We start from the raw sequence: 1,938 nt of genomic DNA, 5'->3' as shown, positions 1-1,938 counted from the left end.
CCCGTTCGACGGTGTCAACCCATTCTCGCTTCTCGCCGCCTTCGTCGATCTCTTTCCACCAATTTGAGACGGTAGCGTGGCTGTACGGCACGTATTTGGCGGTTTCGCGGGCCGACATTCCCTCGTTTCGGCACGTTTCCATCGTCCACGCGGCGACCTGTTTCACTTCGTTCTCGCCGATCGCCGGGCCGTCGTCCTCGCTCGAGGGAGCCGACCAGGCCCAGTCGGCTTCGTCGTGCGTGTGCGGTTCGTAGTCCGCTGGCGGAATGCCAGTGAACGGCCGCGGATCGACGTCTCGGAGCTTACCGCCGGAGATTCGCTCCGCTTTGATCGCCTTCCCTTTGTTGTTCCGGTCGGGCTTCTTGATGATCGTGCCGACTCGCCAGAGCAACGGATGAATCGAACTCTCGTCATGGCCGATATAGATGAGACAGCCATTGTACTTGCGGATCTTGAACCCCAGTGGCCCCATCAGTTTCCGCACTTTCTGGCCGTCCTCGCCGGTCCCGCTGGCGTTCGTCGAGAACTCGTCACCGACGAACGCTTTCGGCTGTTGGGCGTTCTCGACCGGATTGCCGTCCTGCGTCACCCACTCCTCGAGCAGCGGGTAGTGCGGGATCCAGCCGTCTTCGACGTCGCCGTTGTCACGAACCCAGTCGTCGTTGCGCGGGAGCGTACGGANCTCCTCGAGCAGCGGGTAGTGCGGGATCCAGCCGTCTTCGACGTCGCCGTTGTCACGAACCCAGTCGTCGTTGCGCGGGAGCGTACGGATATTCGACGCCACTTTCAGATCCCCGTCTACCCACCGATCCCGCAACTGCAACAGTAGGCACGCGAGGTTCGTTTTGCCAGCTCCCATTTCCCCGAGGATGACGATCACCGGCGCCGGCCCGGCGACGATCTCCCGGAGCCTGGTGATCGCCTTGATCCCGGACAGGTCCGCCTCTTGTGCCGGGTCGCCGATGTAGTGCTTGAGTGTCAGCGTGTCGCCGTTCTCGAGCGCCTGCCGGGCCGTCTCGCTCCCTTCGGCCTTCAGGATATCCCGGTTCTTGCCGACGTCCATGTACGTCGCTGCGGCCTTCGACTCCCAGCGATTCGGGTCGTGATGGATCGCACGCATGGACATCTGCCGGTCGACTTGCTCGTCACGAACAAACCCTGAGTGTTCGAGCACTTCGTCAGGATCGCGAGCGAGGNTCCCGTCTTGATACTCGCGGAAGCCACCGACCGTGAAATTGTCCTGCTCGTCACTCATCGGCCAGACCTCCATCGGTCAACCTCGAGAGCGGTGAACAGTGTGATACTTCCGACTGTGCAGAGTGTTTCTATCATCGGTCGTTCCCTCCGTCAGTAGCGGCCTGTTCTGCGGCCTGTGCGCGGGTCTGCGGCGGCCCGCCCGTCGTGTCGATGTCGTGCTCTCCAGCGTACTCTTCGACGTACTCAGAGATGTCCTGTATCTCGTCNGCGCGGGTCTGCGGCGGCCCGCCCGTCGTGTCGATGTCGTGCTCTCCAGCGTACTCTTCGACGTACTCAGAGATGTCCTGTATCTCGTCAATATCGCGTTCCTCGGCGTCTGTCTTCGCCGAATCGAAGCGTTGTTTCACCGTCGTCCGCGGGTTCATCAACCCGCGTTCGTCAGCCTCGGCTTCCTCGTTGATCACGTCCTTCTGAATCTGAAGCCCCATTTTCGAGNCCGTCGTCCGCGGGTTCATCAACCCGCGTTCGTCAGCCTCGGCTTCCTCGTTGATCACGTCCTTCTGAATCTGAAGCCCCATTTTCGAGATTCGGCCGCGAACACGGTTGTACTCGAGGAATGCCTCAACCAGATCGTTATGAACGTCCTCGAGCATGGCCTTCGTCGTGACGAGTTTCGAGTCGGCCATCTGGCTCATATAGCAGCCTCGGACGATGAGCGTCCCGTTCTCGCCTTGATCCGGG

1 protein-coding gene and 1 pseudogene are annotated in these 1,938 nt (G+C 61.1%); both read right to left on the bottom strand.

The features are described from left to right. A partial coding sequence (locus tag C477_RS12440; RefSeq protein WP_049914520.1) for a hypothetical protein occupies positions 1 to 1,255 on the bottom strand: 1,255 nt, incomplete at its 3' end. 73 nt (positions 1,256 to 1,328) lie between these two features. After that, positions 1,329 to 1,938: pseudogene (locus tag C477_RS12435) on the bottom strand (hypothetical protein); the annotation flags it as partial.

This window comes from Haloterrigena salina JCM 13891 (genome assembly GCF_000337495.1).
Classification (GTDB): domain Archaea; phylum Halobacteriota; class Halobacteria; order Halobacteriales; family Natrialbaceae; genus Haloterrigena; species Haloterrigena salina.
The sequence above is the reverse complement of the archived record's forward strand: the minus strand, read 5'-3'. Positions and strand labels throughout refer to the sequence as shown.